At 70.6% G+C, this 20645-nt stretch carries 17 protein-coding genes and 1 pseudogene; 12 read left to right on the forward strand and 6 right to left on the reverse strand.

The features are described from left to right. Positions 1–62 precede the first annotated feature (62 nt). From Ato02nite_RS38330 to yicI, 6 genes are all read left to right on the forward strand, one after another. Positions 63–2885, forward strand: a complete 2823-nt coding sequence (locus Ato02nite_RS38330) for a beta-galactosidase (protein WP_213011594.1) — start codon at positions 63–65, stop codon at positions 2883–2885. Positions 2886–2942: 57 nt separating this feature from the next. Beyond that, positions 2943–3956 (forward strand): LacI family DNA-binding transcriptional regulator, encoded by a 1014-nt coding sequence (locus Ato02nite_RS38335; RefSeq protein WP_213011595.1) that lies wholly within the window; start codon positions 2943–2945, stop codon positions 3954–3956. Between the two features lie 152 nt (positions 3957–4108). After that, positions 4109–5419, forward strand: coding sequence for an ABC transporter substrate-binding protein (locus tag Ato02nite_RS38340; RefSeq protein ID WP_213011596.1), 1311 nt, complete (start codon positions 4109–4111; stop codon positions 5417–5419). A gap of 144 nt (positions 5420–5563) precedes the next feature. Then, positions 5564–6469, forward strand: a complete 906-nt coding sequence (locus tag Ato02nite_RS38345) for a carbohydrate ABC transporter permease (protein WP_213011597.1) — start codon at positions 5564–5566, stop codon at positions 6467–6469. Between the two features lies 1 nt (position 6470). Further along, the gene (locus Ato02nite_RS38350) at positions 6471–7355 is read left to right on the forward strand and encodes a carbohydrate ABC transporter permease (RefSeq protein WP_213011598.1); all 885 of its coding nucleotides are present in this window, start codon (positions 6471–6473) and stop codon (positions 7353–7355) included. Positions 7356–7365: 10 nt separating this feature from the next. Further along, positions 7366–9600 (forward strand): alpha-xylosidase, encoded by a 2235-nt coding sequence (yicI, locus tag Ato02nite_RS38355; RefSeq protein WP_213011599.1) that lies wholly within the window; start codon positions 7366–7368, stop codon positions 9598–9600. A 75-nt stretch (positions 9601–9675) separates the two neighbouring features. On the opposite strand, the gene Ato02nite_RS38360 is transcribed toward yicI, so the two are convergent. After that, positions 9676–10881 (reverse strand): helix-turn-helix domain-containing protein, encoded by a 1206-nt coding sequence (locus tag Ato02nite_RS38360; RefSeq protein WP_213011600.1) that lies wholly within the window; start codon positions 10879–10881, stop codon positions 9676–9678. A gap of 94 nt (positions 10882–10975) precedes the next feature. Between Ato02nite_RS38360 and Ato02nite_RS38365 the strand changes: the two genes are divergently transcribed. Both Ato02nite_RS38365 and Ato02nite_RS38370 read left to right on the forward strand, forming a co-directional pair. Continuing rightward, complete coding sequence (locus Ato02nite_RS38365; RefSeq protein ID WP_213011601.1) at positions 10976–11983, forward strand: carbohydrate kinase family protein; 1008 nt, start codon at positions 10976–10978, stop codon at positions 11981–11983. After that, positions 11970–13295: a 6-phospho-beta-glucosidase gene (locus tag Ato02nite_RS38370; protein WP_213011602.1), complete on the forward strand. Its 1326-nt coding sequence runs from the start codon at positions 11970–11972 to the stop codon at positions 13293–13295. Before Ato02nite_RS38365 ends, Ato02nite_RS38370 begins: the two co-directional genes overlap by 14 nt. Positions 13296–13299: 4 nt before the next feature. On the opposite strand, the gene Ato02nite_RS38375 is transcribed toward Ato02nite_RS38370, so the two are convergent. Beyond that, positions 13300–13776: a CGNR zinc finger domain-containing protein gene (locus Ato02nite_RS38375; RefSeq protein WP_213011603.1), complete on the reverse strand. Its 477-nt coding sequence runs from the start codon at positions 13774–13776 to the stop codon at positions 13300–13302. A 108-nt stretch (positions 13777–13884) separates the two neighbouring features. On the opposite strand from Ato02nite_RS38375, the gene Ato02nite_RS38380 reads away from it, so the two are divergent. Then, entirely contained in the window at positions 13885–15408 is a 1524-nt protein-coding gene (locus tag Ato02nite_RS38380; RefSeq protein WP_213011604.1) for an MFS transporter, read from the forward strand. Between the two features lie 156 nt (positions 15409–15564). Further along, positions 15565–16155, forward strand: a complete 591-nt coding sequence (locus tag Ato02nite_RS38385) for a redoxin domain-containing protein (RefSeq protein WP_213011605.1) — start codon at positions 15565–15567, stop codon at positions 16153–16155. Here the strand turns inward: Ato02nite_RS38385 and Ato02nite_RS38390 are convergent. After that, positions 16148–17368, reverse strand: coding sequence for an MFS transporter (locus Ato02nite_RS38390; RefSeq protein WP_213011606.1), 1221 nt, complete (start codon positions 17366–17368; stop codon positions 16148–16150). The two genes, Ato02nite_RS38385 and Ato02nite_RS38390, sit on opposite strands and share 8 nt — an antisense overlap. 108 nt (positions 17369–17476) lie before the next feature. Between Ato02nite_RS38390 and Ato02nite_RS38395 the strand changes: the two genes are divergently transcribed. Further along, positions 17477–17788, forward strand: coding sequence for a hypothetical protein (locus Ato02nite_RS38395; RefSeq protein WP_213011607.1), 312 nt, complete (start codon positions 17477–17479; stop codon positions 17786–17788). Positions 17789–17873: 85 nt separating this feature from the next. Then, positions 17874–18227, forward strand: a pseudogene (locus tag Ato02nite_RS53105) (GNAT family N-acetyltransferase); the annotation flags it as partial. A gap of 81 nt (positions 18228–18308) precedes the next feature. Here the strand turns inward: Ato02nite_RS53105 and Ato02nite_RS52110 are convergent. From Ato02nite_RS52110 to Ato02nite_RS38410, 3 genes are all read right to left on the reverse strand, one after another. Beyond that, positions 18309–19229 (reverse strand): hypothetical protein, encoded by a 921-nt coding sequence (locus Ato02nite_RS52110; protein ID WP_246607938.1) that lies wholly within the window; start codon positions 19227–19229, stop codon positions 18309–18311. A 117-nt stretch (positions 19230–19346) separates the two neighbouring features. Beyond that, complete coding sequence (locus Ato02nite_RS52685; protein ID WP_213011609.1) at positions 19347–20237, reverse strand: M56 family metallopeptidase; 891 nt, start codon at positions 20235–20237, stop codon at positions 19347–19349. After that, entirely contained in the window at positions 20234–20614 is a 381-nt protein-coding gene (locus Ato02nite_RS38410; protein WP_213011610.1) for a BlaI/MecI/CopY family transcriptional regulator, read from the reverse strand. The genes Ato02nite_RS52685 and Ato02nite_RS38410 overlap by 4 nt, the downstream gene beginning before the upstream one ends. Positions 20615–20645: the final 31 nt, after the last annotated feature.

Below are 20645 nucleotides of genomic sequence, written 5' to 3' on the forward strand. Positions count from 1 at the left end.
GGGGAACCCGCCCGCCGGCCTGGTCAGCCGGCGGGCGGGTCACACCGTCCTCGGGAGGTCGTATGAAGATCCTGCTCGTCCTGGCCCTGATCATCTCCGGGTTCGCCGGCCCGGTGTCCGCCGCGGGCAAGCACACCGTCACCTACGACAAGTATTCGGTGATGGTCGACGGTGAGCGCGTTCTTCTGCAGGCCGCCGAATTCCACTACTTCCGGCTGCCCAGCCCCGATCTGTGGCGCGACATCCTGGAGAAGGAGAAAGCCGCCGGATTCAACGGCATCAGTGTCTACTTCTCCTGGGCGTTCCACTCGCCGGCGCCCGGGCAGTACGACTTCACCGGCGTTCGCGACGTCGACCGGCTGCTGCGGATCGCCGCCGAGGTCGGCCTCTACGTGATCGCGCGGCCCGGCCCGTACATCAATGCCGAGACCACCGGTGGCGGATTCCCCGGCTGGCTCAAAACGGTGCCGGGCCGGGCGCGCAGCAGCGCGCCCGGATACACCGCCGCCTATCACGAGTGGCTCGCGCGGATCAATCCGATCATCGCGCGGCACCAGGTGACCCGGGGCGGATCGGTGCTGCTCTACAACGTCGAGAACGAGTACGCGGTGAACACCGACGCCGCCTACATGCAGGACCTGCAGGACACCGCGCGGGCCGACGGCATCGACGTGCCGATCACCACGAACAACTGCTGTGACGCCGGTTCCTGGTCGTCGACGTGGGGGAGTGGGCTCGGGGCCGTGCAGATTCCCGGGGTCGACGATTACCCGCAATCCTTCGATTGCGGCAATGCCGCGACGGTGTGGGGTCCGTGGGGGGCCGGCGTCACCGAGAAGGTACGCGACGACGCGCCGGTTTTCGCCGCCGAATACCAGGCCGGTGCGATCGACCTGAACAACGCGGGCTACGACGCGTGCCGGGATCTGACCGGCGTGCAGTACACGAAGTACTTCCAGAAAGGGAACATGATCCTTTCCGGGGCCACCGCGTTCAACTACTACATGGGCTTCGGCGGCACCAACTGGGGCTGGCTCGCGCAACCGAACGACGTCTATACGTCCTATGACTACGGCGCCGCCATCTCCGAGGATCGGCAGCTCACCGACAAGTACTTCGAGTACAAACGGCAGGGCTATTTCCTGCGAGCCGTCCCGCAGTTCACCAGGACCGATGCCGTGGTGGCGCCGGCCGCGCCCGGCCTGGAGACGGCGGCCCGATCCAACCCGGACACTCGCACGTCGTTCGTCCTTGTGCGCAACAGTGGTGTCACGCCGGTGACGTCCACCATCGACCTGGCCGGTTACCCGCTGCCGCTGCGGTTGCCCGGGCACGACGCCAAGATCCTGCTGACCGATTTCGCCTTCGGCGGGCAGGAACTCGCGGCCTCCAGCTCGGAACTGCTGACGACGGCGACTCTCGCCGGCCGCGACGTCGGGATCTTTTACGGTACGGACGGAACGCCCGGTACCACGGTTCTCTCCTACTCGTCCCGGCCGGCGGTGAAGGTCCTGGATGGGCAGGTCCGCGCCGGCTATGACGGTGGTCGGCTGCGGCTCGACTACACCCACGGCGGCCTGGCCCGGGTGCTGATCAGCGGTGGCGGACGCCGGCCGCTGCTGCTCCTGCTCGGCACCGACGAGACCACCGCCTCGTTCTGGCGCTACGACACCGCCGGCGGGCCGGTGCTCGTTCACGGCACCGACCTGCTGCGGTCCGCCGCCGTCGCGCACGGCACCGCGGCGCTGCGGGCCGACACCGCCGCCGCCGGATCGATCGAGGTCTTTGCCGGAGCTCGATCGGTAACGGTCAACGGCAGACTCGTCCCGACCCGGACGTCACCCAGCGGCTCGCTGGTCGGCAACCTGCCCGGCCCGCGCACGGTCGCGCTGCCGGCGCTGTCCGGCTGGCGGCAGAGGACCGAGGCACCGGAGGCGCAACCCGGCTTCGACGACTCGCGCTGGACGGCCGCCGACCGGACGACGAGCCTGAGCCCGTTCCAGCCCCTGACGCAGCCGGTGCTGTTCAGCGACGAGTACGGCTTCCACACCGGAAGCGTCTGGTACCGGGGCCGGTTCACCGCCACCGGCGCCGAGACGACGGTCGACCTCAACGCGATCACCGGTAAGCGGGGCAACTACCTGGTCTGGCTCAACGGCCGCTACCTGGGCGCCGCCGCGGGCGGCGTGGAGGCCGACTCGGAGCCGCCGGCCAACCCGGCACCGGGCCCCGGCTCGTTCGTGGTGCCGGCCGGCCTGCTCGAGCCGGGTTCACCGGCCGTGCTCTCGGTGCTCGTCCAGAACATGGGCCACAACGACGACTGGACCGCCGACGACAACCGCTTCCGCCAGCCGCGCGGCCTGGTCGGAGCCCGCATCGGCACCGCCGACATCGACTGGCGGATCCAGGGCACGGCCCGGATCGATCCGATCCGGGGCGGCCTGAACAACGGCGGCCTCTACGGCGAGCGGGCGGGCTGGTCGCTGCCCGGCTTCGCCGACGGACGCTGGCCGGCGGCCTCGAAGACGGTGGCGGCCGGGGTCGCCTGGCTGCGCGACGACTTCCGGGTCGACCTGCCGGCCGGGCAGGACACCTCGGTGGCGCTTCGCTTCGACGGGGCCGTCCCCGCCGGATACCGGGCGATTCTGTACCTGAACGGCTGGAACGTGGGTCAATACGGCGCCGAGATCGGGCCGCAGACCGACTTCGTGCTGCCGGCCGGAGTGCTGCACCAGAACGGGACGAACACCCTGGCCGTGGCGGTCATCGCCGCGCGGCCGTCGACGGTCACGACTCCGCACCTGGTCGTCGCGGGCAGTCAATGGGGCGGAGTGCGGGTGCGGGACGTTCCCGCACCGGACCGCCGTGATCACGCCGGTAGCTAGGATCCCTTCTAGTCAGGGAACGTCATGGAACGCGAACGGGTCACGTGGGGAGGGCCAGTGCCGACGATCAACGACGTCGCCCGGGCCGCGGGGGTGTCGCCGAGCACGGTGTCGTACGTGCTGAGCGGCCGGCGTCCGATCTCGGCACAGACCCGGGCACGGGTCCAGGCCGCCATCGCCGAGCTCGGGTTCCACCCGCACGCCGGGGCCCGGGCGCTGGCCAGCAGCAAGACGAACGTGCTGGCGCTCGTGGTGCCGCTGCGGGTGGACGTCAACGTGCCGGTCATCATGCAGTTCGCGACCGCGGTGGTCACCGCGGCCCGCACGCACAACCACGACGTGCTGCTGCTGACCAAGGACGAGGGCACGAGCGGCCTGGAACGCGTCGCGCACAGCACGATGGTCGACGCGCTCATCGTCATGGACGTGGAGAAGGACGACGTGCGCATCCCGGCACTGCGCCGCCTCAAGCAGCCGACGGTGCTGATCGGCCTGCCCGGCGACCCGTCCGGCATCGTCTGCGTCGACCTCGACTTCGCGGCCGCCGCGGCCGAGACCCTGCGCCACCTGGCCTGGCACGGCCACCGAAAGATCGCCCTGGTCGGCCCGTCGCCCGCGGTCTACCGCCGCGGCACCAGCTACGCCGAGCGGTTCCTGGCCGGCTTCACCGAGGCGTCGGCCGAACTGGGCCTGGAAACCATGACCCACCCGTGCGAGCCGGGTCAGGAGGGCGTGAAGTCCTGCCTGGCCGACATCGACGCCGAGCTGCCTGGCGTCACCGCCCTGGTGGTGCACAACGAGGAGGCCCTGCGCCCCCTGCTCGACCAGTTGCGGGCGACCGGCCGCCGGGTTCCCGAGGACATCTCGGTCGTCGCGGTCTGCCCGCGCGATGTAGCCCTGGGCATGCCGATCCCCTTGACGTCGGTGGACATCCCCTCCCACGACGTTGGCGGTCTCGCCGTCGAAACCGTCATGAAGCTGCTGGACGGCCGCCACACGGAGTCGATCCGACTCCTCCCACCCACCCTGGTGGAGCGCGACAGCTGCGGGAGCCCGGCTCGTCAGGCCTAGACCTGAACCGGTTAACGATCGTTGCGAAATCTGTTCGTCATACCGTTGACATGCGAGCGCCGCGAAGCCTAACGTCCCCGGAAAGTCCCGCGTCGAAGCGCTTCGACACTCTATCGTCGAAGCGCTTCGACGACCCCCATCCGGAGGACGGCATGTTCCGATCACGAGCCGGCGTCGCTGCCGGTGCAATGTTGCTGGCTACGTCGCTTGCCCTGACCGCATGCAGCGGTTCGGACTCCGACAGCGATCAGGGGAGTGACGCCAAGACGCTCACCCTGTGGCACTACGAGGGTCCGACCAGCGCCATGGGCGTCGCCTGGAACAAGGCGATCGAGCTGTTCAAGGCGTCGCACCCGGGCGTCGAGGTGAAGTTCGAGGAGAAGTCCTTCGAGCAGATCCAGCAGAACGCCCAGATGATCCTCAACTCCGACAGCGCACCCGACATTCTCGAATACAACAAGGGCAACGCGACCGCCGGTCTGCTCTCCAAGCAGGGCCTGCTCACCGACCTGACCGACGAGGCGTCGAAGCGGGGCTGGGACAAGAAACTGAGCTCCAGCCTGGCGACCACCGCCAAGTACGACGACGACGGCATCATGGGCTCGGGCAAGACCTTCGGCATCCCCAACTACGGCGAGTTCGTCGAGGTCTACTACAACCAGGACCTGTTCAAGAAGTACAACTTGCAGGTCCCGACCACGCTCGACGACTTCACCAAGGTGATGGACACCTTCAAGTCCAAGGGCATCACCCCGCTCGCGGTCGGTGGCGCCGAGTACCCGGCCCAGCAGATCTTCTACGAGTTGGCCCTGTCGCAGGCCGACCGTGCCTGGGTGGACGACTACCAGCTCTACAAGAACAAGATCGACTTCCACGACGCCAAGCTGACGTACGCGGCCAACACGTTCGCCGACTGGGTGAGCAAGGGTTACATCGCCAAGAACTCGGCCGGCATCAAGGCCGAGGACATGGGCGTGGCCTGGGAGCAGGGCAAGTCGCCGATCCTGATCTCGGGTAGCTGGTGGTACGGCCGGTTCGCCACCGAGGTCAAGAACTTCCAGTGGGGCACCTTCCTCTTCCCGGGCAACAAGCTGCACCCGGGCTCGAGCGGCAACCTCTGGGTCGTCCCGGAGAAGAGCAAGGCCAAGAGCCTGGCGTACGACTTCATCGACATCACCATGCAGCCCGAGGTGCAGAACCTGCTCGGCAACAGCGGTGGTCTCCCGATCGCGGCCGACCCCACCGCGATCACCGACCCGAAGAACAAGGAACTGATCGAGACCTTCAACAAGGTGTCGTCGGAGGACGGTCTGGCGTTCTACCCGGACTGGCCGGCCCCCGGCTACTACGACGTGCTGGTCTCCGGCGTGCAGGGCCTGATCAACGGCTCGAAGAAGCCGGACGCGTTCCTCGACGAGATCGCCAAGCCGTACAACGAGAACCTGGCCGACCTCGGCAAGTGAGGTTTATTCAGGGCCCACCTTGACCGGTGATTTGCCGAGGGTTCGCACGGACGTCTCCACCGCCCTGAATAAACCTCATCGACGTCCCTTCGCGGGCGGCGTGAACAGCGCCGCCCGCGGAACTCCCCCCGAAAGGACGTGACCATGGCCGGCAAGGGTACGAGCCGGACCGGCGGTTACGCGGTCTACCTGATCCCGGGCGTGATCCTGTCGGTGGCGATCATCGTCGTGCCGCTGATCATGACGGTCTACACGAGCTTCACGAAATGGAACGGCGTCGGCGACCAGAAGTGGATCGGGTTCGACAACTACACCCGGCTCTTCGAGGACACGCTGTTCTGGTCGTCGTTCGGGCACATCTTCCTGCTGATCATCGCGATGGCCGTGGTGCCGACGCTGCTGGGCCTGGTGCTCGCGGCGGTGCTGTTCGACTACATCGCGAAGACCTTCAACAACCGCTGGGCCTCGGTGTTCCGCAGCGGTTTCTATATCCCGCAGGTCATTCCGGTTGCCGTTACGGGCATCGTCTGGGGCTGGATCCTGCACCCCGACTACGGCGCGCTCAACAAGATCCTCGACACGATCGGGCTGAGCGGGCTCGCCCAGAACTGGCTGGGTGACCCGAACTACGCGCTCTACAGCGTGATGGGCGTGATGATCTGGTTCCAGCTGGGCTATCCGATCGTCATGTTCATGTCCGGCCTGCAGCGCGTCGACCCGTCCCTCTACGAGGCGGCTGACCTGGACGGCGCGTCCTGGTGGCAGCGGTTCCGCAAGATCACGATCTACATGATCCGGCCGGAGTTCTATGTGGTCCTGGTGACCACCACGATCGCCGCGCTGAAGATCTTCGGGCAGATCTTCGTGCTGACGCGCGGGGGACCGAGCAACTCCACCCTCGTACCGTCGTACTTCGCTTATAAGAACTTCTTTGAAAAAGCCCAGGTCGGGTACGGGTCGGCAATCTCGACGGTGCTCACCGTGATCATCATCGTGCTGGCGTTCGTGTTCCTGCGGCTGCAGAACCGGGCCGAGAAGGCCGGAGCCTGATATGACCGTTACCGCTGTGGAAAAGCAGGCCCCGGCCAGCGATGAGCCGGTCAAGGCGGCCAAGCGCCGCAACCCGCTCCGCTTCGCCATTCTGATCGCGCTGCTGGTTCTGCTGCTGCTCATGCTCGCGCCGCTGCTCGTGGTCGCGATCAACGCGGTCAAGAGCCCGGCCGACTACGCCGGCAACGGCCCGCTGTCGATTCCCGGGCACCTGTACTGGGACGGAATCGTCAACTTCTGGAACCGGGTCAACTTCGGCCAGAAACTGTGGAACAGCTTCTTCACCAGCCTGGTCGTGGCCGTCCTCGGCGTGCTGCTGAGCATTCTCAACGCGTACGCTCTGGGCATCGGCCGGGTCAAAGGCCGGATCTGGTTCCTGGTGTTCTTCCTGGTGGCGAACCTGTTGCCGCAGGAGGTGCTGGTCTACCCGCTGTACTACCTGTCCAAGCAGGTCGGCCTGTACGACAGCCTGTGGTCGATCATCATCATCTTCACGGTCATCCAGAGCGCGTTCGGCACCTACCTGCTGACCAGCGTGTACACGGAGTTCCCGACCGAATTGCTGGACGCCGCCTCCGTCGATGGCGCCGGGAAGTGGCGAACCCTGTGGAGCGTCGTGGTGCCGGTCAGCCGGCCCACCCTCGGCGTGCTGTTCACGTTCTTCTTCATCTGGACCTGGAACGAGTTCTTCCTGCCCCTGGTCTTCCTGGTCTCGAACGACAACCAGACGGTGCCGGTCGCGCTCGGCGTGCTGCAGGGGGATCGCCTGATGGATGCCACCACGACCAGTGCGAGCGCGCTGATCGGCATCCTGCCCGCGATGTTGTTCTTCGTGATCTTCCAGCGCACCCTCACCCGCGGCATCACCGCCGGCGCCATCAAGTAAAGGGACACACATGAAGTTCACCGACGGCTACTGGCGCAAGCGCGACGGGTTCACGGTGCTGCACCCGGCCCAGCTGCACGACACCTCCTCGGACGGCGCGACGCTGACCGCGTACGCCGCCGCCAAGAAGGTCAAGACGCGCAGCGACACCCTGGACGCCCCGATCATCACGATCACGGCGGAGGCGCCGGCGCCGGACGTCATCCGGGTGACCATCGGGCACTTCCTCGGCGGCGTCGCCAAAGGACCAAATTTCGCGCTAAACCGTGAAGAGCACGAGGTCTCGATTTCGGACAACGAGATCACGTCCGGCTCGCTGACCGCCCGCTTCCGGCCCGGCGACGAGTGGGGACTCGACTTCCTGGCCGACGGCAAGCGACTCACCGGCAGCGGCTGGAAGGGCATCGGCATCGTCGACGGCGCCGACGGCTCCCACTTCGTACACGAGCAATTGGATCTTGGGGTGGGTGAGGCCGTTTACGGCCTCGGCGAACGCTTCGGGCCGTTCGTGAAGAACGGGCAGAGCGTCGACATCTGGAACGAGGACGGCGGCACCAGCAGCGAACAGGCCTACAAGAACGTGCCGTTCTACTTCACGAACAAGGGGTACGGCGTTCTCGTCGACCATCCCGGCAAGGTGTCGTTCGAGGTCGCCAGCGAGATGGTGTCCCGCACCCAGTTCAGCGTGGCCGGGCAGACCCTCTCCTACGTGGTCATCTACGGGCCGACCCCGGCCGACGTGCTGCGCAAGTACACCGCCCTGACCGGGCGGGCCGCGCTGCCGCCGGCCTGGTCCTTCGGTCTCTGGCTGACGACCTCGTTCACCACCCCCTATGACGAGGAAACGGTCACCCAGTTCGTCGACGGGATGGCGCAGCGGGACCTGCCGCTGAGCGTGTTCCACTTCGACACGTTCTGGATGCGCGAGTTCCACTGGTGCGACTTCGAGTGGGACCCGCGGATCTTCCCGGACCCGCCGGGCATGTTGAAGCGGCTCTCCGACCGGGGCCTGCGCACCTGCCTGTGGATCAACCCGTACATCGCGCAGCGGTCCTCGATGTTCGCCGAGGGCGTGGCCAACGGTTACCTCGTCACCTATGCCAACGGGGACGTCTGGCAGTGGGACCGCTGGCAGGCCGGGATGGGCCTGGTCGACTTCACCAATCCGGCCGCGCGGGAATGGTATGCCGGGAAATTGCGGGCTTTGGTGGACATGGGCGTCGACGCGTTCAAGTCGGACTTCGGCGAGCGCATCCCGGTCGACGGCATCGTCTGGCACGACGGTTCCGACCCGGAACGGATGCACAACTACTACACTCAGCTCTACAACCAGGTCGTCTTCGACGTGCTCAAGGAGGCCCGGGGCGAGGGTGAGGCCGTGCTGTTCGCCCGCTCGGCCACCGTCGGCGGCCAGCAGTTCCCGGTGCACTGGGGCGGCGACAACTCGGCCACCTACGAGTCGATGGCCGAGTCGCTGCGCGGTGGACTCTCCCTGATGTCGTCCGGCTTCGGCTTCTGGAGCCACGACATCGGCGGCTTCGAGGGCCGGCCCGACCCGGCCGTGTTCAAGCGGTGGATCGCGTTCGGCCTGCTCTCCTCGCACAGCCGGCTGCACGGCAACCACTCCTACCGGGTGCCGTGGCTGTTCGACGAGGAGTCGGTCGAGGTGCTGCGCAAGTACACCCACCTCAAGTACCGGCTGATGCCGTACCTGCTGGGCGCCGCCCGGCAGGCCCACGAGGAAGGGCTGCCGGTGATGCGGCCGATGATCGTCGGCTTCCCCGGCGATCCCGCGGTCACCCACCTCGACCGGCAGTACCTGCTCGGCGGTGACCTGCTGGTCGCGCCGGTGCTCTCGGCCACCGGGGAGGTCACCTACTACGTGCCGGCCGGCCGCTGGACCCGCTTCGAGAACGGCGAGATCGTCGAGGGCCCGGGCTGGGTCACCGAGACCCACGGCTTCGACAGCGTGCCGCTGCTCGTGCGCCCCGGCGCGGTCCTGGCCATCGGCAACCGCACCGACCGCCCCGACTACGACCACGCCGACGGGGTCACCCTCCGGCTCTTCGATCCGGCCGAGGGGAGTACGACGGTGCCGGTCGGCAACAGCACGTTCACCGTCACCCGCGACGGCCCGGCGATCCGCGTCGACCGGGACGGCCCGGCCCTGCCCTGGCGCGTCGAGGTGGCCGGTGGCCCGTCCGCCGACCTCGGTGCCGGCGAGGCCTCCTGGGTGACCGACTGAGCCTCTGGGGAGAGGGAGCGCGGAGACGCAGGGACGGTTTGGTCACCGTCCCTGCGTCCCGCCGATGCCTCGTGATCAGGCCACCCCGACGCGTGCCGCCAGCTCACGAAGATGGTCTACGCCGGCGTTCGCCCTGGCTCGCCGCAGCAGCACGCCCACGTTGTCGCGCACGATGGGGGAGAGGCGGACGCGCTGCGGGGCGATGCGTTCGGCCGTGATGAACTGGGTCAGGGCTTCGCCGTCCGCGCGGCGGGTGGCGGCCAGCGCGGCACCGTGCTCGATGTGGAACTGCGTGCGGCGGGAGCGGGACAGGATCTGCTTCGGATCCACGGCGCGGGCCAGCTCGACCGCTCGGCCCGGCGAGCCGGTCTCCAGCTCGAGGCTCACCCGCCACTGGGCGATGTTGGTCGGGCCGAACTGCAGTTCCGCGAAGCCGCCGTCCGCGGGGTCGCCGCCCAGCCGGGCCGCCACCGCGGCCGCCTCGCCGAGATGGGTCTGCGCGTCGCCGGGCCGATCGGCCAGTGCGTCCGTCCAGGCGCAGGTCAGATGCAGCATGCCGTAGGTCTGCAGGGCCTCCGGCGAGGACTCGTGCGCAAGGCGCTCGGTTGCCGCGGCCGCCAGTTTGCGGCCCACGCCGCGGCTCTCCGGCGGCAGGTGATGCAGCCGGGCATAGTCGGACAGGCCGATGAACTCGGGCGCGCCGAGCTCGCGCGCGGCGTCGCTGCATCGCTCCGCCGCGGCCAGCGGCAGATCGACGAAGCCGAGGTATTTCAGCAGGAAGGACGCGTGATAGGTGGCCAGCGTCAGCAGTCGCAGCCCGTCCGGCCGATGGGTCGAGGCGGGCGAGTAGGCGGCGGCGCCGAGGTCGAGCAGCAGCGGGGCGATGAGGCCGGCCGCCTCCGCGTAGTCGCAGGCCTGCCGCGCGGCCATGAGTCGCCGCGTGTGGTCGGCCAATTCCTCCATCGGGCGCGCCGGGGCGTCGGCGAGGTCGAGGTAGACCAGCGAGATCAGCGCGGCGCGGATGGCCGGCACGAAGGCGAGGGCGCGGGCATGGGTCGCGTCGCCGGGCGCGTAGGGCTGGCCGGTGAGGTCGGCGACCGAGACCTGGAGGGCGTCGGCCAGGCGGATCAGGGTCGAGCGCTTGTCGATCTCCTTGAGGCCGGCCTCGATCTGGGAGACATAGCCCTGGCTGATGCCGGCCAGGCCGGCCAGCGTTCGCTGGCTTACGCCGCGCTTCAGCCGCCAGGAGCGGACCCTGGCACCGACGAAGTCCTCTGCCATGACATCGACCGTACCCGCGAACTGGAAGCAGGATCACCCCGGTGCGGAGGCCATCACCCGTATCCCGGCGGTGAGTAGGAATTACGATCATCGGATGGACCTCTTCGTCCCGGGAGTCGTCTACCTCGACATCGTCTTCACCGGCCTGCGGGAACTGCCCCGGCCGGGCACCGAGGTGTGGGCCACCGGCATGGGCTCGTGCCCGGGCGGGGTGGCCAACCTGGCGGTCGCGGCCGCGCGTCTCGGCCTCGAGACCGGGCTGGGCACGGCGCTGGCCACCGACGCGTACGGGGACTTCTGCGCCGACATCCTCTGCGCCCAGGAAAATGTCGACCTGAGCGCGTCGCGGCGGATCGCCGGGCACTCGCCGGTCACCGTGTCGCTCTCCTACGACCGGGACCGCAGCATGATCACCCACGATCATCCTCCGCCGCTGAACGCGGACGGCCTCGTCGGGGAGTTGCCGCCCGCCCGCGCCGCCTCGGTGAGCCTCACCAAGGACCGGCTGCCCTGGGTGCGCAAGGCCACGGAGGCCGGCACGCTGGTCTTCGCCGACGTCGGCTGGGACGCCAGCGCCGAATGGCCGGCCGAGGCGCTCGGCATGCTCTCCGACTGCTACGCCTTCCTGCCGAACTCGGTCGAGGCGATGCGCTACACCCGCGCCTCCACCCCGGAGGAGGCGGCGCGGCGGCTCGCCGGCCTGGTGCCGGTCGTCGTGGTCACCTGCGGGTCGGACGGCGCGATCGCCATCGACTCGGCCACCGGGGAGATGGTGCACTCGCCGGCCGTACCGGTGGAGGCGCTCGACCCGACCGGGGCCGGGGACGTCTTCATGGCCGGGTTCATCCTCGGCACCCTCGACGGCTGGCCCCTCGAACAGCGGCTCGCCTTCGCCAACCTGATCGCGTCGCTGTCGGTGCAGCACTTCGGCGGGTCGCTGTCGGCGCCCGGCTGGGGCGACATCGCCGACTGGTGGCGGGCGGCCCGGCCCGATCCTCGCTACGACTTCCTCGACGACGTCATCCCCAGCGGTGAGCAGCGTTCCGTTCGCCGCGCCGGGGCCACCATCGCACGCCTCTCGGATGCCCATGCCCACGACTGACCGGCTTCAGCTCACCATCCTCGGCGGCGGCGGATTCCGGGTGCCGCTCGTCTACGGCGCCCTGCTCGGCGAGGACTCGCCGATCGGCCGGGTGGTGCTGCACGACGTCGACCACGGGCGGCTGGCCGCCATCCGCCGGGTCCTGGCCGCGCAGGCCGGGTCGGTGCCGAACCCGCCGGTGGTCGAGGCGACCACCGACCTGACCGAAGCTCTGACCGGCGCCGACTTCGTCTTCAGCGCCATCCGGGTGGAGGGGCTGGCCGGGCGGGTCGTCGACGAGCGGGTCGCCCTCGGCGAGGGGGTGCTCGGCCAGGAGACGACCGGGGCCGGCGGCGTCGCGTACGGGCTGCGGACGGTCCCGGTGGCCACGGCCATCGCCCGCCGGATCGCCCTGGTGGCCCCGTCGGCGTGGGTCATCAACTTCACCAACCCGGCCGGCCTGGTGACCGAGGCGATGGCCGGCCACCTGGGCGACCGGGTGATCGGCATCTGCGACTCCCCGTCCGCCCTGGCCCGCCGGGTGGTGCGCGCCCTCGGCGACCCGGCGGCGGCTCGGATCGAGTACGCCGGGCTGAACCATCTGGGCTGGCTCACCGGCGTACGCCTGGGGTCGGAAAACCTGTTGCCCCGCCTGCTGGGAGATGACGGCGGGGTGGCGTCCTTCGAAGAAGGGCGGCTTTTCGGGGCCGCGCGGCTGCGCGAGCTCGGCGCCGTGCCGAACGAATATCTGCACTACTACTACGACACCGAGGAGACGGTCCGGGCCGAGTTGAAGGCGCCGGAGACCCGGGGCGAGTTCCTGCTGCGGCAGCAGGAGGAGTGCTATCGGGAGATGGCGTCGGACGATCCGCTCCGTGCGTGGCAGGCGGCGCTGCGGCAGCGGGACGCGACCTACATGGCCCTCGAAGGCCTGGGGGAGCGCGACGACGCCGAGGGCGGCGGATATGAGCGGATCGCGCTGGCACTGATGATGGCCATCGCACGGGACGAGCCGGCCGACCTGATCCTCAACGTGCGCAACCGCGGAACGATCGCTGAGCTGGACGACGACGCGGTGGTCGAGGTGCCGTGCCGGGCCGATTCCGCGGGCGCGCATCCATATCCGGGCGCCGTGCTGCCGTCGCACGGCGTCGAACTCGTGCGGCGGATCAAGGCGACCGAGCGGGCGGTGCTCACCGCGGCGGCCGAACAATCGCGGGCCGTCGCGGTGCGCGCGATGGCGTCGCACCCGCTGGTGGACTCGGTGCCGGTCGCCCGCCGCCTGATCGACGGCTACGTCTCCCGGCTGCCGTCGCTGTCCTACCTCCGCTAGCGGGTCAGCCGGCTCTGCCGCGGCGTCGGAAAGCGGCCGCCCGGGCCCTGTTCTGGCAGGTCAGGCAACAGAAGCGGCGACGGCCGGCGGGGGAGTTGTCGACGTAGACGTCGGCGCACTGGTCGTCGGCGCAGACGCCGATGCGGCCCGGGTGCTCGGCCAGGTGGTGCCGGAGCGCCAGCGCGGCGGCGGCCCGGGCGGACTGGGCCGGGTCGTCGACCGTCCACTCCTCGGTGAGGGTGCCGTTGTCGTCGGCGGTCAGCACCGGGCGGACGCCGGTGCCGGTCAGCAGGTCGGTGATCAGGCGGGCCCGCTCGGCGACCCCGCCGGCCGCGAAGACCGGGTGGAAATCGTCGGCCAGGGCCGTCCGGACGGGATCGTCGCCGGTCTTGGCCGGGTCGAGGGTGCGCGGCATCGTGCCCCACTCGTTGATGAGGGCCACCAACTCCGGCATCGCCATCGCCGCGATCCTTGTCGCCACGACCCGAGCATAACGCATTAGTTCCGTTCTTCGCGTTGCGCGGGAGGAACGATCTGCGTAACGTCATGAGCGCCTTCATCGCGTGACACAGATCAAAGGGGAGTGGACATGACCGCGACCGCGCGCAGCTGGGCCGGACTGGCCGTCCTCGCGCTGCCCTGCCTGCTGGTGTCCCTCGACGCCGAGGTGCTCTACCTGGCCACGCCGCAGCTCACCGCGGCCTTGCGGCCCACCAGCGTCCAGCTGTTGTGGATCATGGACAGCTACGTGTTCGTGGTGGCCGGTGCGCTGATCGCGATGGGCGTGCTCGGCGATCAAATCGGCCGGCGGCGGCTGCTGCTCGCCGGCGCCGCCGGCTTCGGGGGCGCGTCGCTGCTGGCCGCGTTCGCCACCACGCCGGGCCAACTGATCGCCGCCCGGGTGCTGATGGGGCTGGCCGGTGCGTCGCTGATGCCCTCGACGCTCGCGCTGATCCGCACGATGTTCCCCGATCCGCGCGCCCGCACGGTCGCCCTCGGCGTGTGGAGCGCCAGCTTCTCGCTCGGCGGCATCGCGGCCCCGCTCGTCGGCGGGACGCTCCTCGCGTACTTCTGGTGGGGTTCGGTCTTCGTGATCGCCGTTCCCGCGGTGCTGCTGCTCCTCGCGCTCGGCCCGGTTCTGCTGCCCGAGTCGCGCGACCGCGCGCCCTCGGCCTTCGACGTGGCCGGGGCGCTGCAGAGCCTCGCCGCCGTCCTTCTTTTCGTGTACGGCGTGAAGCGGCTGGCCGCCTCCGGCTGGCAGGCCGTGCCGGTACTGACGATCGGCGCCTCGGTCCTGCTGTTCGGGCTGTTCCTGCGCCGGCAACGCCGGATCCCGCATCCGCTGCTCGACCTCACGATCTTCCGCAACGCCCGCACCTCGGTGGCGCTGGCCTGCAACGCGCTGTCGTTCTTCGTGCACTACGGCACCCAGATCGCGGTCGCCCAGTACCTGCAGCTCGCGCTCGGTCTGTCGGCATTGCAGGCCGGACTGTGGACGCTGCCGTCGGTGATCGCCTACCTCGTGGCGTCGTTCCTCGGGCCGGCCCTGGCCCGGTGGATCCCGGCCGGTTACGTCATCGCGGCTGGGCTCGGGGCGATCGCGGCCGGCCTCGGGATCATGGCGGTGGGCGGGCTGACCGCCGTGATCGCCGGAGCGATCGTGTTCTCCGTCGGGCTGGCCCCGGCCTACATCCTGACCACCGACCTGGTCGTGTCGACCGCGCCGCCGGCCCGGGCCGGGATGGTGGCGGCCCTCGCCGAGACGGGTTGTGAGCTGGGCGGGGCGCTCGGCATCGCGGTGCTGGGGTCGTTGATGGTCGCGGTGTACCGGGGCGTGGCCGGCCCGGCCCTGGCCGATTTCGGACTGCCGCCCGACGCGACCTTCGGCGAGGCGGTCGCCACCGCGGCCTCGCTCCCGGCGCGGGCGGGGGAATCGCTTCTGGGGTACGCGGTCCCGGCGTACACCAGTGCCTTCGCCGTCATGGCGCTGACCGCCGCCGTGCTCACCACCGTGATCGCCGCCGTGGCGGCGATCGTCCTGCGCCCCGCGAAGCCTCGATCTCGCCTGCTGGGACATTCGGAGAGCTCTGACCGGGACCGTCTCATTCCATGAGAGGCGGACGGCGATGCTTGGTGACGCGCGTCTCGGTGCGTGGACTTGGTGCCGGGTAACTCGACCGAGCACTGTGGAAGGGTGATTTGCATGGCTGCGCTATGCTTATCATTCCTATAGGTAAGATGGGCATTACAGGAGACGGGGAGGGCACTGATGAGTACAGCCGTGCACCGGCGTGTGCCGTCGGCCCGGCGGCCCGCCGACGACGAAGCGCTGCGCCGCCAGTTCGACCGCGACGCCATCTGGCACCGCATGGTCAAACCCGGTCACCGGTTGCCGTCGCAGCCGCTGCTGGAAGCCGACCTCGGTCCCATCCACCTCGACCGGCTGCGCCTCACCGGCCCGATCGTGCTGGTCTTCTTCCGGTACGCGTCGTCCGACCCGTGCAACACCGCCCTCGCCGCCTACCAGCACGAGCTGGTCCCCGCCCTGGCCGGCACCGACGCCCACCTGGTCGCGGTGAGCCCGCAGATCCCGCTGCGCCTGGCCGAGATCAAGCGCCGCCACGAGCTGACCTACTTCGTCGCGGCCGACGTCCGGCACAGCCTCATCGACGCCTTCAACCTCGGCTTCCACGAGCCCGGCGCCGACGCCGTGCTGGGCGCCCGCCGCTCGGTGCTGCCGTTCCCGGCCGTGGTGATCGCCGACCGGGCCGGCACGGTCCGCTTCGCCGACGTCCGTGCCGACGGTGCCCCGCACCCCGACCCGGCCACGATCCTGACGGCGGTCCGCGCCCTCAACTGACGGGCAGTTCGCGAGCGGTGCGCAGGGGCGACGCCAGGAGCGGGATCAGCGGGACGACGCCGGCGGCGGCGACGATCCACAGCGTGTTCCGGGCACCGATCGCCTCGCCGAGCAGGCCGCCGGCGAACGCGCCGATCGGCATGGTGCCCCAGACCAGGAAGCGCATCGTGGCGTTCATCCGGCCCAGCAGCGGCGGCGGCGTCAGGCCCTGGCGGAAACTGACCTGGGTGATGTTGTAGACCGACCCGCAGGCCCAGATCACCAGATAGGCGACCGCGGCCGCCCAGAGCAGCCAGCCTCGCTGAGCCAGCGGGATGACCAGCTGCACGGGCACGCAGATCGCCATCGGCACCCAGATCGCCGGGCCCTGCCCGATCCGGGCCGCGACCCGGCGGGCCACCAGCGCGCCGGCCAGGCCGCCCACCGAGGCGATCGAGTAGAACACGCCGATCAGGCCGGGCCGCACCTCCAGGTCCCGGGCGAGTAGCACCACCAGCATCGCCGTCTGCGCCGCGGACAGCAGGTTGTAGGTGGAGGTGCACATGGCGATCGCCCGCAGCACCCGATTGGCGAACACGAACCGCAGACCCTCGAGGATCTCCCGGCCGAGGTGCCGGTCCGGCCGCCGCTCCGGACGCGCCTCGCGGGCGGCGATCCGGCCCACGAAAAGGGCCGACCCGGCGAAGCTCAGCGCGTCCAGGACCAGCGCGAACGGTGCGGTGATCAACTGGATGACGAAACCGGCCAGGGTCGGGCCGACGATCTGACTCGACGCCCGCACCCCCTCCAGCTTGGCGTTGCCCTCCACCAGCCGGTCCGGCCCGACCAGGTGCGGCAGGTAGCTCTGGTAGGCCACGTCGAAGAAGACCGTGAACACCCCGGTCGCCACCGCGACCAGGCAGAGCTGAACCAGGGTGAGCCCGCCCAGCGCCCAGGCGGCCGGCACCGAGGCCAGCAGCGCGGCCCGGGCGAGGTCGCTCACGATCAGCACCCGGCGCCGGCGCACCCGGTCGACCCAGGCGCCGGCCGGCAGCCCGACCAGCAGGAAGGCCAGGGTCTCGCAGGCGCTCAGCAGGCCGACCTCGAAGTTCGAGGCGCGCAGGACGATCACCGCGACCAGCGGCAGGGCGAGCATGCTGACCTGCGTGCCGATCTGGCTCACCGCGTCGGCGAGGAAGAGGTTCCGGAAGCCGTGGTCACGGAGCAGACTCATCGACCGCGATCTTACTGACTTCGGTTCATCCGGCCGGGGTGAGGCAGGACGTGCGGGCAGACGCGACTGTGAGGATGTGATCCGGGACCACGCCGAAGGGGATGAACCATGGGACGACGGGACTACGAACTGCGGGATGCGATGAGCGACGCCTGGACGGCGGCTCGGGTGACCGGCGGCCGGTTCGTCCGGCTGGCCCCGATGTACGGGGACCGGATGGGCCTGGCCTACCAGGTGATGCTCGGGCAGCGGGTCCGCCGGCGGAGCCGGCGCGCGATCGCCCTCACCGCGGTGGTCGCCACGCTCGGCGGGGCGCTGGCCGCTCTCGCCGCGGAGCGCTTCTTCGGGCACCGGGCCGAGGAGGCACCCACCGAGGAGTCGCCGGCACCGGCCTCGCAGGCCGCCGCCTTCACCCCCTGAGACCGCACCCCACCGGTCCGCGCCGGGCGGGCAGAATCGGCGGATGCGGATCAGGGCGGCCGGGGACGGCGACGTCGAGGCGATCATGGATATCGGGCATCGGACCTGGCCGGCGACCTACGCGTTCGCCGGCCACGACTATGTGCGCGACGGCCTCGACCGGTGGTGGTCGGCGGCCGCGATCGCGCGGAGTCTGCGGGACACCACGGTGCTGGTCGCCGAGGACGGTGGCGTGCTCGCCGGAGTGGGCAACATCGATCTGCGCGGGGACGTGCCGATCATCTGGAAGCTGTACGTGCTTCCCGAGGCGCAGGGCACGGGCGCCGGGTCGGCGCTGATGGCCGGTCTGCTGGTGCGGGCACCGGGACTCGCGGTACGGCTCGAATACGTGGAAGGGAACGCCCGCGCGGCCCGGTTCTACGCGGGCCGGGGCTTCACCGAACTGCGCCCGGGAGCCGGGCGAGCGGGCCGGCTGGCCGGCGACCGTGTGGCTGGAGCGCCGGCCGGCCGGGCCTCCCGATCAGGCCGGGTAGGGATCCGGGCCGGGGTCCGGTTCGGGCTGGGCCACGAAGGCGGCGAGTGCCGAGTCGAGCGCCTCGTCGATCTGCTGGATCCGGTCGGCCCACGGCCTCGGATCCTGGCCGGTGGCGAGCGCCTGGTTCTCGGTGTCGACCGCCGCCACCAGGTCCTGCAGCATGGTGCTGATCTGTCCGGCCGACATCCGGCGGTACTCGTCGCCGGTGCCGCCGGCCAGCAGCGCCCACCGGCCGTCGAGCTCGGTCAGGTCGGCGCGCACCGGCGTCCAGGCCAGGGAGCGCTGCTGGGCGGTGCGGGCGGCCAGGACCGGCGGGAGACGGGTCGCGGTCACCGCGCGGGTTCCGGCGGCGAGCCGCACGGCCTCCGATTCCCATTCCGCCGTACGCCGTGAGCGGTTGACCAGGACCACTCCCAGCAGCGCCGCCAGGCCGACGACCAGGAGCACCAGAAGCCACCCGAGCGTCCCGATCCCGGTGTCGGCGCTGGTCGCCGCCACCTCCGACGGGTTCGCCGACGGGGTGGGCGCGATGGGCGGAGCTTCGGCCTCGGTGGTTTCCGGAGCGGTGGTCCGGGTCGGCTCGGCGGCCTTGGTGGTTTCCGGAGCGGTGGTCCGGATCGGTTCGGCGGCCTTGGTGGTGCCTTCGGTCGTGGGGTCGGGATCCCCGGCGGCTTCCCTCGTGGTGGGTTCGGGTGCGGCCGCCGGGGCCGTGCCGGTGCTGCGCGAGACGCGCGGCGTCGAGCTGGTGGTGGCCTCGGTGGTCGCGCGGCCGGTGGCCCGCTCGATCGACGGGAGGGTCGACGGGAGGGCCACCGCGCCGCCGTCCTCGCAGGCCGCGGCGCCGCAGAGCAGGCCGGCCAGGGCGACGGCGAGCGCGATCGGCCGCCCGTGCGCGAACAGTCCCATGTCCCGCTCCTCCGCGGCGTGCGGGCGTGGTTCGCCCGTTCGCCGAAGTCTGGGGGACACCCCGCCGGCCGGTCATCACTCCCGGCGGATGACGGCGGATGACGGCGGGTGGCCGGGTCAGCCGATCAGCCAGGCGTTCAGCAGCTCGAAGAAGCTCAGGGTGGCGGTCGCCTCCAGGACGATGCAGGCGATCACGGCGGCCGCCGGCAGGGCCAGCTGCCAGCGGGCACCGGCCGGCTCGGGACGGTGCAGGGCCTTGACCCGGCGGACGATGACGCCGCCGTGCACGCCCAGCGCGGGCGCGGGCGTGCGGTAGTCGGCCGTGGCCAGGGCCGCCCGGGCGACGGCCCGGGCCACCAGATCGCGGTTGCCGAGGCCGGCCGCGGCCTCCTCGTCGGCCCAGCGCTCCACCTGGTAGGTGACCGCGTCGCGGGCCGGGCGCAGCAGCGGGTTGACCGAGGCGGCCGCGCTGCTCAGCAGGACCGCCAGGTGGTGGCGGTGGGCCAGGTGAGCGCGCTCGTGGGCCAGCACCGCCCGGCGCTCGTCCGCGTCGAGGACCCGCAGCATGCCGGTGGTCAGCAGCACCTGGCCGGGCCGGCCGGGGACCGCGACGGCCAGCGGCTCGGACCAGTCGGCCACCACCACGCCGTCGGCGGTGGGGCCGGCCGAGCGCAGCCGGCGGGCCGTGCCGTGGCGCAGGTGGACGTCGCGGGCCAGGTTGATCAGGCAGGCGGCCAGGATCACCGCCGCGGTGACCGCCACCCAGTCGGGGACCGGCTCGGGCAGGTGCATGCCGGAGCGACTGTTGAGCGCCTCCATCGCGGGAAGGTCGTCGAACAACGTCAGGACCAGCAGCAGCAGCGACCACAGGGACGCGGCGGCGGTCAGCACCGAGGCGCTGACCAGGGCCAGGACGGCGGTCCGGGGGCGGGCGCGGTCGGCCAGGTGACGGGCCGCCAGGGCGACCAGCACCGGCAGGAGCAGCGGCAGGTAGACGGCGACGGTCATGAGTCGCGCTCCGCCAGGAGCGCGCGCAGGGTTTCCACGTCATCGGCCTGGAGACCGGCGGCGAACTGCTGCAGGACGGCCTGGCGGTCGGGGCGCTCGTCGAGTGCGGCCCGCATACGGGTGGCGGTGAGCGTGGCGGCGTCCTGCGCCGGCCAGTAGGCGTGGCCCCGGCCCCGGTCGGCCGGGCCCCGGTGGACCAGGTCTTTCTCCAGCAGGCGGATCAGGATGGTCTGCACCGTGTTGTAGGCGAGACCGCTGTCCAGCGCGGCCTGCACGCCGGCCGGGGTCAGCGGCTCCCCGGCCGCCCACAGGGCCGTCATCACCTCGGACTCGAGCTCGCCGCGGGCTCTGCGCCGGCCGGCCTCCTCGTCACTCATACCGGTGAGGCTATCGTCCGGGGCCGGCCGA

Source organism: Paractinoplanes toevensis (assembly GCF_018332695.1).
GTDB classification, from domain to species: Bacteria; Actinomycetota; Actinomycetes; order Mycobacteriales; family Micromonosporaceae; genus Actinoplanes; species Actinoplanes toevensis.

Excerpts from the sequence above, each read along its gene's own strand:
- Ato02nite_RS38330 (WP_213011594.1), top strand. The coding sequence starts at position 63 with ATGAAGATCCTGCTCGTCCTGGCCCTGATCATCTCCGGGTTCGCCGGC.
- Ato02nite_RS38340 (WP_213011596.1), top strand. The coding sequence starts at position 4,109 with ATGTTCCGATCACGAGCCGGCGTCGCTGCCGGTGCAATGTTGCTGGCT.
- Ato02nite_RS38345 (WP_213011597.1), top strand. The coding sequence starts at position 5,564 with ATGGCCGGCAAGGGTACGAGCCGGACCGGCGGTTACGCGGTCTACCTG.
- Ato02nite_RS38350 (WP_213011598.1), top strand. The coding sequence starts at position 6,471 with ATGACCGTTACCGCTGTGGAAAAGCAGGCCCCGGCCAGCGATGAGCCG.
- yicI (WP_213011599.1), top strand. The coding sequence starts at position 7,366 with ATGAAGTTCACCGACGGCTACTGGCGCAAGCGCGACGGGTTCACGGTG.
- Ato02nite_RS38360 (WP_213011600.1), bottom strand. The coding sequence starts at position 10,881 with ATGGCAGAGGACTTCGTCGGTGCCAGGGTCCGCTCCTGGCGGCTGAAG.
- Ato02nite_RS38365 (WP_213011601.1), top strand. The coding sequence starts at position 10,976 with ATGGACCTCTTCGTCCCGGGAGTCGTCTACCTCGACATCGTCTTCACC.
- Ato02nite_RS38370 (WP_213011602.1), top strand. The coding sequence starts at position 11,970 with ATGCCCACGACTGACCGGCTTCAGCTCACCATCCTCGGCGGCGGCGGA.
- Ato02nite_RS38380 (WP_213011604.1), top strand. The coding sequence starts at position 13,885 with ATGACCGCGACCGCGCGCAGCTGGGCCGGACTGGCCGTCCTCGCGCTG.
- Ato02nite_RS38385 (WP_213011605.1), top strand. The coding sequence starts at position 15,565 with ATGAGTACAGCCGTGCACCGGCGTGTGCCGTCGGCCCGGCGGCCCGCC.
- Ato02nite_RS38390 (WP_213011606.1), bottom strand. The coding sequence starts at position 17,368 with ATGAGTCTGCTCCGTGACCACGGCTTCCGGAACCTCTTCCTCGCCGAC.
- Ato02nite_RS38395 (WP_213011607.1), top strand. The coding sequence starts at position 17,477 with ATGGGACGACGGGACTACGAACTGCGGGATGCGATGAGCGACGCCTGG.
- Ato02nite_RS52110 (WP_246607938.1), bottom strand. The coding sequence starts at position 19,229 with ATGGGACTGTTCGCGCACGGGCGGCCGATCGCGCTCGCCGTCGCCCTG.
- Ato02nite_RS52685 (WP_213011609.1), bottom strand. The coding sequence starts at position 20,237 with ATGACCGTCGCCGTCTACCTGCCGCTGCTCCTGCCGGTGCTGGTCGCC.
- Ato02nite_RS38410 (WP_213011610.1), bottom strand. The coding sequence starts at position 20,614 with ATGAGTGACGAGGAGGCCGGCCGGCGCAGAGCCCGCGGCGAGCTCGAG.